12 protein-coding genes and 3 pseudogenes are annotated in these 14,658 nt (G+C 67.1%); 12 read left to right on the forward strand and 3 right to left on the reverse strand.

Annotated features, from left to right (window positions below; genetic code table 11):
• The first annotated feature begins 61 nt into the window (after window positions 1-61).
• The 5 genes and pseudogenes from ACZ4XD_RS28450 (at window position 62) to ACZ4XD_RS28470 (ending at window position 7,565) form a co-directional block, all read left to right on the forward strand.
• Entirely contained in the window at window positions 62-259 is a 198-nt protein-coding gene (locus ACZ4XD_RS28450; RefSeq protein ID WP_468046708.1) for a hypothetical protein, read from the forward strand.
• Window positions 260-411: 152 nt separating this feature from the next.
• On the forward strand, window positions 412-1,146 hold the full coding sequence (locus ACZ4XD_RS28455) for an AfsR/SARP family transcriptional regulator (RefSeq protein ID WP_468046710.1): 735 nt from the start codon (window positions 412-414) through the stop codon (window positions 1,144-1,146).
• An 89-nt stretch (window positions 1,147-1,235) separates the two neighbouring features.
• Window positions 1,236-1,893: pseudogene (locus tag ACZ4XD_RS28460) on the forward strand (IS6 family transposase).
• 594 nt (window positions 1,894-2,487) lie between these two features.
• Window positions 2,488-6,912 (forward strand): phage tail protein, encoded by a 4,425-nt coding sequence (locus ACZ4XD_RS28465; RefSeq protein WP_468046712.1) that lies wholly within the window; start codon window positions 2,488-2,490, stop codon window positions 6,910-6,912.
• The gene (locus ACZ4XD_RS28470; protein WP_468046714.1) at window positions 6,909-7,565 is read left to right on the forward strand and encodes a hypothetical protein; all 657 of its coding nucleotides are present in this window, start codon (window positions 6,909-6,911) and stop codon (window positions 7,563-7,565) included. The genes ACZ4XD_RS28465 and ACZ4XD_RS28470 overlap by 4 nt, the downstream gene beginning before the upstream one ends.
• On the opposite strand, the gene ACZ4XD_RS28475 is transcribed toward ACZ4XD_RS28470, so the two are convergent.
• The gene (locus ACZ4XD_RS28475; protein WP_468046716.1) at window positions 7,541-8,098 is read right to left on the reverse strand and encodes a hypothetical protein; all 558 of its coding nucleotides are present in this window, start codon (window positions 8,096-8,098) and stop codon (window positions 7,541-7,543) included. The two genes, ACZ4XD_RS28470 and ACZ4XD_RS28475, sit on opposite strands and share 25 nt — an antisense overlap.
• An 85-nt stretch (window positions 8,099-8,183) precedes the next feature.
• On the opposite strand from ACZ4XD_RS28475, the gene ACZ4XD_RS28480 reads away from it, so the two are divergent.
• Both ACZ4XD_RS28480 and ACZ4XD_RS28485 read left to right on the forward strand, forming a co-directional pair.
• Window positions 8,184-8,648, forward strand: a complete 465-nt coding sequence (locus tag ACZ4XD_RS28480) for a transposase (protein WP_468046783.1) — start codon at window positions 8,184-8,186, stop codon at window positions 8,646-8,648.
• Window positions 8,649-9,031: 383 nt separating this feature from the next.
• Window positions 9,032-9,409 carry a DUF6193 family natural product biosynthesis protein gene (locus ACZ4XD_RS28485; protein ID WP_468046718.1) on the forward strand — a complete coding sequence of 126 codons (378 nt, stop codon included), beginning with the start codon at window positions 9,032-9,034 and terminating at the stop codon, window positions 9,407-9,409.
• Window positions 9,410-9,881: 472 nt separating this feature from the next.
• On the opposite strand, the gene ACZ4XD_RS28490 is transcribed toward ACZ4XD_RS28485, so the two are convergent.
• A complete protein-coding gene (locus tag ACZ4XD_RS28490) occupies window positions 9,882-10,490 on the reverse strand; it encodes a DUF6924 domain-containing protein (protein ID WP_468046720.1) in 609 nt (202 codons plus the stop codon).
• A gap of 252 nt (window positions 10,491-10,742) precedes the next feature.
• Here ACZ4XD_RS28490 and ACZ4XD_RS28495 point away from each other — a divergent pair, with 252 nt between their 5' ends.
• A complete protein-coding gene (locus ACZ4XD_RS28495; RefSeq protein ID WP_468046722.1) occupies window positions 10,743-10,976 on the forward strand; it encodes an ADP-ribosyltransferase in 234 nt (77 codons plus the stop codon).
• Window positions 10,973-12,028 carry a hypothetical protein gene (locus ACZ4XD_RS28500; protein ID WP_468046789.1) on the forward strand — a complete coding sequence of 352 codons (1,056 nt, stop codon included), beginning with the start codon at window positions 10,973-10,975 and terminating at the stop codon, window positions 12,026-12,028. Before ACZ4XD_RS28495 ends, ACZ4XD_RS28500 begins: the two co-directional genes overlap by 4 nt.
• Before the next feature lie 95 nt (window positions 12,029-12,123).
• Here the strand turns inward: ACZ4XD_RS28500 and ACZ4XD_RS28505 are convergent.
• A pseudogene (locus ACZ4XD_RS28505) lies at window positions 12,124-12,216 on the reverse strand (phosphorothioated DNA-binding restriction endonuclease); the annotation flags it as partial.
• Between the two features lie 90 nt (window positions 12,217-12,306).
• Here ACZ4XD_RS28505 and ACZ4XD_RS28510 point away from each other — a divergent pair.
• The 3 genes and pseudogenes from ACZ4XD_RS28510 to ACZ4XD_RS28520 all read left to right on the forward strand — a co-directional run.
• On the forward strand, window positions 12,307-12,882 hold the full coding sequence (locus tag ACZ4XD_RS28510) for a hypothetical protein (protein WP_468046724.1): 576 nt from the start codon (window positions 12,307-12,309) through the stop codon (window positions 12,880-12,882).
• Window positions 12,883-12,954: 72 nt separating this feature from the next.
• Complete coding sequence (locus tag ACZ4XD_RS28515) at window positions 12,955-14,118, forward strand: ADP-ribosylglycohydrolase family protein (protein ID WP_468046726.1); 1,164 nt, start codon at window positions 12,955-12,957, stop codon at window positions 14,116-14,118.
• A 61-nt stretch (window positions 14,119-14,179) separates the two neighbouring features.
• Window positions 14,180-14,554, forward strand: a pseudogene (locus ACZ4XD_RS28520) (nucleoside/nucleotide kinase family protein); the annotation flags it as partial.
• Window positions 14,555-14,658 lie beyond the last annotated feature (104 nt).

Here is a 14,658-nt window from a genome sequence, read left to right on the forward strand (position 1 = left end):
GACGTCGGCGGTCACGCGCCGACAACGCCGGGGTGACACGGATAAGGCATATTTTCCGTCCATGGAAATCCACTCAGAGCAGGCCGGCGTCCTGATCCTCCGAGTGTGGGTGGAAGAGGAAAGCCCGGACGGCTTCCGGGCGCGCATTGTGCGGACGGGCGGCCGGCACCAGGCGCCGCCGACCGCGGTGAGTGCGGTCGACGACGTGCTCGCCAGTGTGCGCGCCTGGCTCGATCAGTTACTCGAACCCGATGGGTGACGTTTCCGCGACGTCCCGGTGATGCCCTGCCATATAGCGTTCTGCATCCGAAGACAGGGCGCACGATCATGAATTGCTCGTAACATGGCTGGGCAGCATCCCGATTACCGGTATGGGATCTTTCACCGAAGCCAATATCGCCCGGGGGGCCGATGAGCGCAGAAGGCCATGTCATCACGTTGAGGCTGCTCAAAAGCTTCGCGCTATCGGTCGATCACAAACGCGTTCCCCTTTCTTCGAGCGCCCAACGCCTCCTCGCGTTCCTCGCCCTGCAAGATATGCCGCGAACCCGAACCTATGTGGCCGGAACGCTGTGGCCGGATGTCACGACACCCCGTGCCAACGCCAACCTCAGGTCGTCCTTATGGCGCGCCACGCGAACGGGGCATCAGGTGATCGACGCGTCCACGCGGGAACTGGCGATCTCCAAGCACATCGGCGTGGACATACGCGAGGCGGCGACGCGCGCTCACCAGCTGCTCGACATGTCCCGCTCGTGCGACGACATCCTCACCGCGCAGACGCGGGCGGAGCTCTCGGCCGACCTGTTGCCCGAGTGGTCGGAGAACGAGTGGGTGCTGATCGAGCAGGAGCAATACCATGAACTCCGGCTGTATGCCCTGGAGGCGATGACCGAACGGCTGACCGCGGCGGGCCGCCACGGTGAGGCCGTCGCCGCCGGGCTCGCCGCCGTACGCGCGGAGCCCTTGCGGGAAAGCGCCCATCGTGTCCTTGTGAAGGCCCATCTCGCCGCCGGCAACAGAGGCGCGGCACTGCGGCAATACGAACAATGCCGCCGCATCCTCCTCGAGGAACTGGGCCTTGAGCCCTCCCAGACGCTGAGAAACCTCGTGCCGTCGCTATCAAGTTGTCTGGGTAAGGCGTGAGATGATCTTGATGTAGGTCGCCATGTGAGGGGCTCGCGGTGCAGGCTGAGGCGTTGGTGTCGTACAAGGGGTAGCGATTCCCGGCTGAGGTGATCAGTCACGCTGTGTGGCTGTACCACCGTTTCCCGCTCTCCTACCGCGAGGTCGAGGGGCTTCGAGCGGGGCATCACCGTGACGTACGAGTCGATCCGGGCCTGGTGCGCGACCTTCGGCCCCGCCTACGCCAGGCAGCTGCGCCGGCGGCAGCCCCGGCCGGGCGACAAGTGGTACTTGGACGAGGTGTTCATCAAGGTCAACGGGCAGATGCGCTACCTCTGGCGGGCCGTGGACCAGGACGGCCGCGTCCTGGACATCCTGGTGCAGACCAAGCGCGATGCCCGGGCCGCGAAGCGGTTCTTCCGCAAGCTGCTCAAGGACCTCGAGTACGTGCCCCGCGTGATCGTCACCGACAAGCTCCGCAGCTACGGCGCCGCTCACCGCGAGGTCATGCCCTCGGTCGAGCACCGCAGTTCGAAGTACCTGAACAACCGGGCCGAGAATAGCCACCAGCCGACACGGCAACGCGAGAGGGCTATGAAGAACTTCCGTTCGACCGGCGCGGCCCAGAGATTCCTCGCCGCCTTCTCCAGGATCTCCTCGCACTTCCGCCCACGACGACATCTGATCACAGCAAGTGACTACCGCACCGAAATGGCCGAACGATTCCGCATCTGGAAGACCGTCACCGGGGCGCCCGCGCACGGCTGAACGCCGTGCCACTCACGACACCCGACCAACATCAGCGTGCCTCAACTCGCCTCTCTCGCAGGCAACTTAACAGCGCCATCTGAGGATGATCAAAGGCCCTCCGGACCCTCTCGCGGAGAACGGGTGGGCGCTACACATCGTGGACGCCCTCACAAACCAATGGGGCTACTGCGAGACCGACAACTCCGGAAAGCCGTATGGGCACGGATCGTTCTTCTACGTGAAGCCACCATGTTCGGGCTCCCGGCCGGCCCCGGAGTGCTGGTAGACGCTTCGGAAACAGAGGGGTGACGCCCTGGTCACGCCCGTGCTGCCACCTTTTGACAGGGAGTGTCAGCAGGACACCGCGTTCCTGTCGGCACCGACGTGCCGTGGGAGGGATTCCGTCCGATGCCACCGCCGAAAGCTCTCGCGCTGCGGCCCGGGGTGTCGAAGACGGGACCTGTGCCGACACACGAACGGCCAGAGGCACGTCACCCCGCACGACCCGAGTTCCCCGCGTCCAACGCGGCGGTAACGGCCGCTTTGGCCGGCGGACGCGGACCGGCGCCGCTTCCACCCTTATCAGCCCGGTTGCCGCCTGCGGGGCAGGACATGCTCGGCAATGGTGCGGTCGCGGCGGCCAGCCGTACGCAGCCGGGCCCTCCGCAGCCGCCCGCTGCCGAACCGGCACCGGCCGAACCTGTACCGGCGGACGCTGCCGCGGCGTCCGGTGGCGCGCCGGAGGTGACGGCACGTCCCGGCCCGGACGCGGATCCGAAGTTCGCGACGCTGAAGAAGGACGTGCGGCACAAGAAGCGCTCGGTGGCAGCTTCGCACCCGCCTCCGAGGACCGAATCGGCGGCGGCGCAGGACGCGGCCCGGCCGCCCAAGGACGACGAAGAGGCGCAGGGCAAGACCGCCAACGCCGAGAAGATGAACGAGGCCAAGCCGAAGGACTTCGACAAGGACGCGTTCATCAGGGCGGTCGAGAAGGCGATCGCCGAGAAGGCACCGAAGAACCTCGACGAGGCGGACAAGTTCGCCGACTCCGGCAAGGCCGACGAGGTGCGTGCCGAGGTGCACGGCAAGGTCGGCGAGGGAAAGACGGACTCGGCCGAGCAGATCGCCACGACGACCGCCGCTCCCCCCGACACTTCGGCGGCCGTGCCCAAGAAGGTCGTCCCCATGACCCCGGACCGGCCGCCCGGTACCCCGGGCACGCCGAATCCGGCGAACGCCGTACCGGACAAGCTGCCGGCGTCGGCCACCGACTTGTCCGCCGGTCCCGCACGGGTCGACCGGCAGATGGCGGACGCGCAGGTCACCGAGACGCAGTTGAAGAAGTCCAACGAGCCCACGTTCAAGAACGCCCTGGGCGAGAAGAAGGCTGCCGAACGGCACTCCGAAGTGGCCCCCGGCCGGATGCGCGGGCACGAGAAGAAGGAACTGCGTGCCGCCACCGCACAGGCCCAGCGGCTCGGCGCCGCTGCCATGAGCGCGATCGGCGCCCAGCGGGTGCGGACCGGGCAGCAGGTCGGCGCGGGCAAGACCGGCGCCAAGGGGCGGGACGAGGAGAAGCGGGCCCAGGTCACGGCCATCCTGCAGGGCGTCTTCGACACGATGAAGAAGGACGTCGAGACGATCCTCGACGGCCTCGACAAGCTGGTCGACGACCAGTTCGGCAAGGAAGAGAAGGCGGCGCGGGACGCGTTCACCGCCGAGCACAAGCGGAAGATGGACGAGTACAAGGACCGGCGGTACTCGGGCTGGACAGGCAAGGCGCGCTGGGTCCGGGACCTGTTCGCCGGGCTGCCCGCCGAAGCCGACAAGATCTTCGAGGAGGCCCGCGACAACTACGTCCGCCGGATGCGGCAAGTGATCTCCGACGTCGCCGACACCATCGGCGGCGAGCTGAACCGGGCGAAGCGCCGCATCGCCCAGGGCCGGACCGAATTGCAGGCCGCGGTACGCAAACTCCCGGCCGACCTGCGGTCCATCGGACAGCAGGCGGCTGCCGAGTTCACCGACAAGTTCGACGAACTCACCCAGTCCGTAGACGACAAGGGCACCCAGCTCGTCGACACGCTGGCCACTAAGTACACCGACGCGCTCAAGTCCGTCGACGACGAGATCGCCGCGGAGAAGGTGAAGAACAAGGGCCTCGTGGCCAAGGCCGTGGACGCGGTCAAGTCCGTCATCAACACCATCATGGAGCTGAAGCGGCTGCTGCTGTCGGTCCTGGCCAAGGCCGCGTCGGCAATCATGCTGATCCTCAAGGACCCGATCGGCTTCCTCCGCAACCTGGTCTCGGCTGTCGGCGCCGGTCTCAAGCAGTTCCTGGCGAACATCGGCCGCCACCTGCAACAGGGCATCATGTCCTGGCTGCTCGGCAAGACGGCTGAGGCGGGCATCGAGCTGCCGTCGAAGTTCGACGCCCAGGGCGTCCTGAAGATGCTCGCCTCCCTGCTCGGGCTGACCTGGCAGAACATCCGCTCCCGGATCGTCCGCAAGGTCCCCAAGATGGAACCAGCCGTCGCGGCGGCCGAAACCGCGATCCCGCTGGTCTCGGAGGTCCGCAAGCGGGGCGTCGCGGGCATGTGGGACGACCTCAAGACGCGCGTGGGCGACCTGAAGAAAGACCTTCTCGACAAGGTCATCGCGTATGTGACGCCCACGATCATCCAGGCCGGGATCATGTGGGTGCTCTCACTGCTCAACCCGGCATCCGCCTTCGTGCGTGCGGTGAAGCTGATCATCGACATCGTGCGCTTCATCGTCACCCAGGCGCGCCAGATCTTCGAGTTCGTGAACGCCGTGCTCGACGCGGTCATCGCGATCGCCAGGGGCGGCAGCGGCGGCGTCCCGGGCCTCATCGAACGCGCCCTGGCCCGCTCCATCCCGGTCCTGCTGGGCGTCCTGGCCGCGATTCTGGGGGTCGGCGGCATCGCTGCCAAGGTCAAGCAGATCGTCCACGCGATGTCCAAGCCGGTGAATCGGGCGATCGACTGGGTGATCGACAAGATCGTCGGCCTGGTGAAGAAGCTGTGGGCCAAGATCAAGTCCAAGTTCGAGAAGAAGAAGCCCCAGCCGAAGCCGAAGCACCGGCCGGACCGGAAGCGACCAGCCAAACAGCGCAGGCGCCGTCCGACTCAGCGCCGCCGTCCCGACCTGGGCAGGCCGAAGCGGAGGCGCGACCCGAAGAAGAAGCGTCCCGACAAGCGACCCAAGAATGACATGCTGCGCGCCCTCGACGCCGCTGTCCGTGAGGCGACGCGTCTGCTCGATGCGGAAGGGGCGACGGAGGAGAGCGTGCGGAAGGGGCTGCCGGCCATCAAGCAGCGGCACCGTCTCACTCAGATCCAGCTGGAGCAGGCGGCCCCCGGAACGTACTTCGTCACGGTGGCGATCAACCCCAAGAAGCGCACATCGTACCGGGATCTCTTCCCCTACAAGATCGGCAGGGCGAAGAAGTCCATCGACATCAGGAGGCACCCGTACGCGGCTGTGCAACTGCACCCGATCACGCAGCCCATCAAGGGCAACGACCGCTGGATCGGCTTCGTCGTCAATATGGCGGCCATCCCCGACGAGATTCGGAAGAACCCGAAGGTGGCGCTCCGGTACCTCGACCACGCCTGGGCGGGCACGGGAGCCACACATGCCCAGGACCTGGCGGAGGCGAGAACCGCAGTCGTCATCGGCATCAACACGTTCGAACGGCTCAACCCGCAGGGAGGCGACCCCGTCCGTGACGCCATCGGCAGCGTCGACCGGCGGCCGGAGCTCCGCGTGGCGGTGTTCGGCTTCGTCTGGACACCGAGATGGGTCAAGGGCAACGACGCGGTCGACATCGCGGTGGTGCGTGCGGCGTACCAAAAGCTGAACAGCCGTCACAAGAAGCGTGCCGAGGCCAATGAGAAGGGCCTACGCGACAAGGAAGCGCTGCCCTACGGCCTCTTCCGTGAGGAGGTGATCCGCTCCGAGTACACGCGGACGGCGATGGAGATCCTCAGAGAGGTGAACAACCAGGTCCACATCGTGAGCCAGGACGCAGACACGGGTGTCGCCACCATCAGCGGGCTGGGGGTCCTGAGGGCTTACGAGAAGGTGCTCTCCGAGATGGAGCGCCACCCCCTTCTCACCATTGGCGGCTACCACTTCAAACACTTCGACTGGGGCAGACACGCCGACAACCGTGCGAAGCAGCTCACCCTGCTCGCCAACGAGTTGGACCGAGCCATCCGGGAGGCCATCGCCAAGCAGTATCCGCAGATGCTTTATCCGACCGAGCCGAACATGCTCGTCAAGGCATGGGACAAGGTCCACGGGGATGGGATCTTCCAGAATGCGCGAACCAAGGCCCTGTTGGAAGCCGGGAACAACGCGCGCAGCCAAGGCAAGCTCTTCGACGTCGGCAGCGCCGAGGGACGCAACTTCCGGAACAAGCTCATGAAGACCTTCGGTACGGACTTCTCCGTGGTGTACGCCCCAGACGCGAGCACCAGCACGAGTCCACTGCCCAAAGACCGGACTCGGGGCCTCACCGTCAGGCCATGGGATGTCCTCATGGCTGCTAAGGGGCGGATGCGCGGTAAGAAGTGGTTGGAAGCCATTCGCGTCAGCCACCGGATGTACGCGCTCATCATCCAGTCACAGTCGAATGCCAGTGCTCACACCCTGGCCAGGGAGTTCTCCCGGGCCATTCGCGTGGGTGAGGACGTCAGGGTCGAACTGCAGAACAAGATCTTTGTCCATGTCGAGGACGTCGCCATGCTGATGTCCGACAACCCTAGGCTGACCGCCGACAGCCCGGTCATCCAAGCGCGCCTGAAGAAACTCGAGAAGGACGTCGCAACCCTGATCAATGAAGGCGCCGATCAGGGCGAGCGATACCAGCGGGCCGTCCAACTGGCGCACGAGACGACGAATGAGATCATCTCGGCGATGACCGCTCCCGAGCTCACCGCTCTCTGGCACCGTATCCAAAGGGCATTGGACGATGTCACGAAGCCGCGGAGACGAGGAGGGCGGCGATGACCCCCGAGGCCCTCGACCGACTGCGGACGGAGGCGTCACGCGACGACTATGCGTCGATGACCAGGCTGGCGCGGGCACTGCACGAGGCTGGCCTCGGCCCGCGCGAGGTGTTGCGCGAATGCTACGGCGTCGTGTTGCCCCATGAGCTCTTCGTCATCGTCGACGGCGGGATGGGACGGCTCCGACTGTGGGCCCGTTTCACCAACCAGCCCTGGCAACTGGCCATCCCCCCCGACCGGGGCGGTCCCGCGGCCGTACCCACCAGCATGATCGACACCGAACTGCGGCTCTTCTCCGAGGACCCCGACCTGATGCCGCTCTTCCGCATGCCTGCCGTCGCTTTCGACACACCCGACCAGGTCGTGTGCTACCGGCTCAGTGCGCTGCGAGAGGGTCGCTCGACAGCCTTCTGGCTCCCCCAGTCGGCTCCTGCCAGGAAAGCGCAGCGCTGTGGGGAGACGATGCTGGAAGTCCTGCACGGCGAACACTTCAGGGCGGTGCGCCGTTTGAAGGAGGAGCAGAACGATCCCTCTAACTGGGGCGCCGGTTCGGTGGACGACGAGGAGGTGGAAGAAGCATACGAGGCTCTGGAGCGGGTCCGAGAGCTGCAACGGCAGGCGGCCGAGCGTCAAGGAGACGCCGGGACCACCTGAGTGACTTTGGGCCAGGGTGACTCTGCTGCGCAATTCGCTGCGGGGAGTGGCGGATTGACGAGATGATCGTTCCCGTGGTCGCTTTCCTGCCGTGCGGCCGCAGGGGAGATGATGCGGATGTCGTTGCGGCCGAAGGTTCTGCCGGAGGTCCCGGAGCAGACCGCGGCGGTGGCCCGGGCGGCTTTCCCCAAGGGGAGCCTGCCGATTCGGGTGCGGGACCGTCTGGCGGAGGTCTTCGTCGACGAGCCGCCGGCGCTTTCGGGGTCCGTGGTGCCCCGGGGATAGCACCGGCGGTACCGTCCCTGGTCACGGTTTTGCAGTTCGCCGAGAACCTGACCGACCGGCAGCTGAAGACTCTGGCCTTGGTCCGGACATGCGCGCAATTCCGCGATCGTGAGGCTGACGTTGACGCGAAGGATGCCGTCCGGCGAGCCACCCGCAACGCCCTGAGCCTGCTGGTCCAGCGGATCGATCAGCTGACTGGGCAGGTTCGTGACCTGGAGCGGCACCTGACCGGGTTGGTGGAGCGTCACTTTCCGTAGCTGCTTGTCCCGGTGGGGATCGGCCCGGATAGTGCCGCCACCTTACTGATCACAATGGGGGACAACCCAGACCGGCCTGCGGAGCGAAGCGTCTTTCGCGGCCCTTTGCGGTGTCAGCCCCGTCGAGCACTCCTCCGGTCGCCAGCATCACCACCGCCTCAACCGCGGCGGCGATCGAGGAGCCAATGCCGCCCTGTATGGGATGTGCAGTCACGGCTCCGGTTCGATGCGCGTACCCGCACCTACTACGAGCGGCGCCTCGCGGAGGGCAAAACCCGGCGCGAGATCATCCGCTGCCTCAAACGCTACGCCGCCCGGAAAGTGTTCAACCTGGTCCGGTATGGCATCGGGCCCCGCGAAGTGGCTCAAGCCGGCTGACCGTCCGCATCGGGACCAGTGTTTGGGAAATCCGCCGCGCCAGTGGTCGCATGGCGCTCTCGCCGGCTTGCCCCACACGCCGACCAGGCAGCGCAAAGGGGTGCTGCGATCCGCGTGCTCCACGGGCAGTGGAGGGGAGCAGGCGATGGGCGTTGCCCCTTAAATCCCGGCTCCGCGGGGAGGATCAGGCTGATGCGGTGGCCGGGGGTTGAGGCGGATTGGGAGGTCGGTGGCGGCGAGGTGATGGCCGGCGGTCTGTTGCCGCTGGTTCCAGGTGTCGGGGGCGTGGGCGGGGAATGTGTGTTCCCGTGCCGCCGCTGGTGCAGGAGAGAGCGCTCCAGTCGGCTGACGCCTGGGCCCGCCCCCTCCCGTGGGGCCCAGCGGTACTACACCCGCCTGGCCGTCTCGTAGTCGGCGGCTTGCCTGGCCCACACGGGGCGACACGAAACGTTCGCCCTCTGAAGGCGAGGAGTGCCCGGGACACGGGGCCAAGAGTTATCACCGCGAGCTGGCCGAAATCTTTCGACGTCGAGCAGAATGCGGAGCATGACGGAGGGCACGACAGAGGAAGACATCATCGAAGCCGCATGGCAGAAGCTGCTTACCACCCAACGCGTGGACGGCCAGTTGCTACGCGCCGCCTACGCCGAGCCCCGACTACGGCAACTGTTCCCCTGGGTCGGCATGGCCGAGCTGCACTTCAGCCGGTGCACAGAGCCGCGTTGGACCTGGGACATCCCGTTCATCGCCCCGATGATGGGCGGCGGCTTCTTCGTCGGCGGCCCCTCACGGTCCCAGAGCGTGGGCCCCGCCCCGACCGCGGAGGCGGCCATCGGGATGGTGGTCGAACGACTCCCGCCAGACTGCGGTCGCGCCTTCGTCGGCACGCCCGAGGAACTGGCCGAAAAAGAACAGTCAGGGTAGTCAGGGCCGATACTCCAAAGACCTCATAAGCCAGCTGAGGGCTGCCCCGACGTGGGCAGTCCTCAACGGTTGGGGTGGATGGCGTCAGGAAGCGGCCAGGTGGTCGGTGAGGTGGAGGGCGTCGGTGGCCACTGTCAGAGCAGCCTGAAGTCCGGTGACCTCGTACAGCGTGGGATGGACGATGAGAGTCCGGTCCCCGTTGGTTGCCGAGGGCGGCGGCCCTCCGCTCGCAGGTGCCGGGAGCGGGACTCGGTGGGCGCCGTGGAAGTCCCGCAAACGCCCTGCACGACGTGCGAGGCCGGGAACGGCGAGCAGCGCCGCTCAAGAAGGGCCGGCTCGGGCGGGGTTTCTGGCAGGACGGCGGCGGGCTGCTCCAGGGGTCGGTGGATGGGGTCGGCGGCCGGTGGCGTGGCAGCCCGGGGTCAGAGGGAGGACGAAGCCGCCTGTATCCCGTCCCGGTGCCCGCCGGTTGCTACGTGCCGTCGGGGGTCCCGCGGTAGATGCCGTCTTCGTCTGCGTCGCGTGACCAGTCGGAGAAGAAGGTGTTTCCCAGGTCCATGTTGACCACGAAGCTCTCCAGATGCGCCCGGTGGATGCGGAAGGATGGTGCGGGTTCTCCTGGCGGGTTGTCGACGGCGAGCAGGGGGGAGTCGGGCGTGGCGAGGGCTTGGTCGTCCGCGATGAGCAAGAGGCGGTGGTGGGGCCAGCCCTCGTCGTCACGGTCTACCAGGGTGCGTAGCTGATCCGCGGTGAGGCCGCCGTAGGCGCTGTTGCCGATTGAGGTGACGTTGATGCCTCCGCCGTCTTCGGCGCCTTTGTCGAGGAAGCCCTGGAGGCTTTGCCAGGCGCCGGGGTTGGTGAAGCACGTCCGGATGACGATGATCCCGCCGCCCTGGGAAGGGATCTTGGGGGCGTTGACGGCCGACTGGTAGGGAGCGACGGTGGGGGCCGGTGTAGTCGGCTGCGGGCAGGGAGGGGTGGTTGGTGCTCTTGTGGGTTTGCTCGGGGGCGGTGGGGGCCCTCCATACCTGGACGAGGTAGGTCTCAGGGGGAGGGCTGGTCTTGGTGGGGCGGGGCTCACGGGGCAGGGCGGCGTTCTCGACGTTGCAGCGGCCTCGGGCGTGAACGCGGATCCGGTAGGTCCCGGGCCCGTCGAAGGCGAGGTTGGTGGTGAGGGCCTTGTCGTAGCAGGAGGCGAAGGCTTGTCCGCGGGTGAAGTCGGCTGAGGTGTCGAGGACGGCGTCCCATTGAGCCGTGTCCAGCGCAGGCGGTTCGGTATGGGTTTCGACGGTGACGCGGAGGTAGCCGCGTTCGAATCCGGTCAGGTAAGTCAGTGCAAGAGAAGGGCTTCATGTCGACCGCAGTAGGGAAGGCGACATTCGACCAACAGCCCGCAATGCTTCATCTGCGTGCGCCCGACGGGACGCCGGCGGCATACGTCGAAGATGTCAGTTACTTCGGCGGAACCGAGAACGAGATCGTGCTCGGACGTGGTCGCAACATTCATTTCAAACAATTGTTTATGGATGAAAAGGGTAAGTGCCACATCTACGGAGAGATATCATGAGTGGCGATCGCCCGTCGAAAGACGGTGGGACTCCCCAAGGCCCATTGTCGGAGGACGTGCACCTCACGCTTGTGGGCGGCCCCGAGGAATACGGCAGGAGTCCAGCCGGACCCGTTCGGTACATCGCGTACTGCAATCCCGCGGGCGCCATCGGTTACTTGTGGATGGCGGCGGACGGCTCTGACAACGCCGGTTGTATTCCGAGCCGCGAGCAGGGGTATCGCGCCATCAACGCGCTTGTCTTCTGGATCGAGCGGATGCGGGAGGCGAAGGCGCGCGGTTTGACGCCAGAGCAGGCACTGAACTGGCTGTTGGACTCCCAGGTGGGAGGTATGCCTTTCCCGGGCCGAGTGCTCCCCAGGTCGGGCGGAGAGGTGGAGAGCCTGGATACACTCCGTGCCCAGATCAAGGCGCTGCCGGAGGCCAAGGAGCCGCCGTATCTATGCACTTACGCCTATTCGAGGCGGATTGTCGAATCGGACGGACGGCAAAGGCTACTCGTACCGAAGATCACCGACGACATGCGGAAGTCGACCGTGCTCGCTCCGGGCAAGCGGATGATCGCCGTCGATCCGGAGTACCCACTCTTCAGTGGCGTCCCCGTCCCCCGCGAAGGGATCGTCGGGGACTGGCAGATCGACCAGGACGGCGGGTTCGGCGACTTCGTCCGTAACCGGCACTACCGCCCCACCCCGACGGCGGTCGGAATGCTTCGGGCAGAGAACACGGTGGAGCGGGCCGTCCAGCTCAGGCTGCTCGGCCGCATTACGGAGGACGAACTTCTGAAGGAGCTGCGCTCCGCTCAGGTCCTGGTCCCCGTGGAGGACGACGGCAGTACGCCGCGCCTTTGGGAGCGCGGCCCCGGAGAGCGCCCATTCTTGCTGATGTACACCGGAGCGCGCCACGCACCGCGGGGCGGGGAGCATTGCCGCTGGATGAACGCCGCGGAGGTGGCGGGTCGCATGATCAATCTCGACATCGAGATCGACGAGGGGAGCGCGGCATGCCTCGACATTGCGGCTTCCAAGGTGGTGGTGAGCCCTTTCGGCTGACCCTGAGACGCTATCCGCTTATCGAACGTGATCATTCGATTCGGCTTGGGCGGGCATGAACTCCGGCTGGCGGCGGGGGAGATAGGGCGGTTCGTCCCGACCGGGTTCCGTCCCGGTGTCCCGTCGCACCCGCACATCGCACACGCGAAGGCATAGGCGCGCAGTACTTCTTCGGCGAATCCTGACCTAGGGCATGGCACTGACAGTGGGGCCGACGCACCGGCTGAGTAAGGTGAGCGATCACGGGAGCAGCCGGAGTGGAGGGGGGTGGTAGCGCCATGCTGGAGCCAGGACTGGGGACGCCGGATCCGTTCGTCTCGATGCCCGCGCCGAGTGTGAAAGGGCGTCTCTTCGGCGGCCTCTTCTTCTTTCTGGCGCTGCTCTGCGCCGGCTTCTCGCTGTACAACTCGACGCACGCAGCGGGCCTCGTCGGTCGTCACGGCACGCTCACGGTCGAGCGCTGCTGGATCGACCACGGAAGCCGTCACCACAGCGACAAGACGGCGTGCGCCGGCACCTTCCGCGCAGACGACGGAACGACCGTCGATCACGAGGCGACCATCACGGCAGACCGCGAACGGGGCGACCGCATCCCCGTCCAGCAGACCGTGAGCGGCTACCTCGCCACCGGCTTCGGCGAGATCTGGCGCTGGTGCGCGCTGTTCTTCCTCGGCTGGATCGTCGCCGCGCTGGGGATGCCGTTCGCCGCGACCGGCATCATGCCGAGCAGGGGACAGGCCGTGGCCGTGGGCCGGTTGATCGCCGGAACCCGCGCGAGTGCCTGGATGAAGCGGCTGGTCCTGGGCGGCGCCGGTGGTGCGGCGCTCAGCCTCTACCTGGCCTGGATCTTCTGAGCCGGAAGGCTCCGACCACGCGACCGATCGACGCAATGACCATGAGCACAACCATCAAGTGAGGGAACCGGCTTGAACAGTCAGTCGTGGGGCGACATCGTCGCCCGCCGTGCCCGTGTCCGTGGCTGTCTTCTGGGCGGGGCGATAGGCGACGCCCTGGGATACCCGATCGAGTTCCAGTCGCTGGCCTCGATCCGCAACGGCTACGGGCCGTCCGGGGTCACCGGCTTCCTGCCGGTCGGCGGCGTCGTTCTCGGCCAGGTCTCCGATGACACCCAGATGACCCTCTTCACCGCGGAAGGCCTCATCCGCGCCTACGCCCGCTACGGCCCCGCCACCGACGACGGCATCAGCTCCGCCGGGCCCGTCCTCGTGCGGAACGCCTATCTGCGCTGGCTCGACACTCAGAACCACCCCGCGCCCCCGCCGCCGGCCGAACTCGCCCACAACCGCACCGGCTGGCTGCGCCAGCAGACCTGGCTCTACGCCCGCCGTGCCCCCGGCAACGCCTGCGTCTCCGGCCTCCGCTACGAGCACATCCCCGACAAGCTCGGCGAGCTCGGAGCGCCGGGGCCGGTCAACCCCGACTCCAAGGGCTGCGGCACGGTCATGCGCTCGGCTCCCTTCGGCCTCACCGGCATGCCCGTTCGCCGAGCCTTCGAATTCGCCGCCCGCTGCGCCCAGATCACCCATGGCCATCCCACCGGCTACTACGCGTCCGGTGCCTTCGCCGCCATGATCGGACACCTACTGGACGGCGACTCCCTCGAAGGCGCCGTGCTGCGCTCGATGGAACTCCTCGCCCGCTATCCCGGCCACGAGGAGACGACGGCCGCCCTCCGCAAGGCGGTCGACCTGGCTGCCGACGGCACAGCGACCCCCGAGAAGGTCGAAACCCTCGGCGGAGGCTGGATCGCCGAGGAGGCCCTGGCCATCGCCGTCTACTGCGCCCTCGCCCGCCCCGCCGACCCGGCACCCCAGCACACGCGCGTTGAGTCAGCCATCCTGCTCTCCGTCAACCACTCCGGTGACAGCGACTCCACGGGATCCATCTGCGGCAACCTCCTCGGCGCCCACCACGGCGACCTCGCCCTCCCCCCGTCCTGGCTCACCGCCGTCGAGGGCCGTGGCACGATCACCGAGCTGGCCGACGACTTCTCGGCGGCGTTCCACCCCCTCACCCACCAGCCGTACAACGAGTCGTTCTTCGCCCCCGGGCGCTACCCGAGAAGCTGACGCCGCTCGGCCACGGGCGCCCACCCGGCACCGTACGGCAGTGCCCGGGCATGATGGAGGGGTGCGGCTGGAAGCGATCTCCTGGGAGCGGCTGACCGATGCGCGCGCTGACCGGATCGGAAAGCTGACGGCGGCGGACGGCGGTCCGTGGCTGCGCGTCGCGATCGACGGGGCGCCGCCGCCCATCCGGAAGGGCTGGCGGCGCACTTGGCGGATGTCCTGCGGATCCGCGGACGCTCGGTGCAGACCGTCGGGACGGGCGGCTTCCTGCGACGGGCCCGAGTACCCAGACGCGTACTACGACCAATGGCTCGATACGGGTGCGCTGTGGCGCGAGGTCTTCAACCCCCTGGAGGCGGACGGCAGCGGGCGCATCCTGCCCGACCTGTGGGACAGGCCCGCATCGAGCTCGGATAGAAGCTCCGCGATCCAGCTGGCGAGCACGTCGTCTGCAACATCGAGCGGCTGCACACAGGGGGCCTCTGGGAAGAACAAAGGCACGGCCTCGCCCTCGGAGCAACTCTGCTGCCAGAGCAGCAC

The sequence above is a fragment of the Streptomyces sp. NPDC029466 genome (assembly GCF_055574515.1).